Below are 262 nucleotides of genomic sequence, written 5' to 3' on the forward strand. Positions count from 1 at the left end.
AACCCTATCCAAATGACTTGATGAGTCTTAGCGTCAACAATGACCGTGGCATACCTATGCCCTTTAAAGATAGCGAACTCGTCCATGACGAGTTGCCTTAGCTCTTCCCATTTCACTGACGGTACCACTTGGCGAAGTCGGCGTTTATCTATCTCTTTAATGGTGTGCCAATGTACGCTCGTTAACTGGGAGATATGCTTAATGGGAAGAAGAGGCAGCAGTTGTTCTATATAACTTTTTAGGCGCTTCGTGATGCGAGCAT

Annotated in this window: 1 protein-coding gene; it reads right to left on the minus strand. The window is 45.4% G+C overall.

The features are described from left to right. Window positions 1–262: helix-turn-helix domain-containing protein (locus tag AB4161_RS14390; protein ID WP_372083535.1), on the minus strand; the 262-nt coding region annotated here is incomplete at both ends.

The sequence above is a fragment of the Vibrio sp. 10N.286.51.E5 genome, from assembly GCF_041469125.1.
GTDB classification, from domain to species: domain Bacteria; phylum Pseudomonadota; class Gammaproteobacteria; order Enterobacterales; family Vibrionaceae; genus Vibrio; species Vibrio crassostreae_C.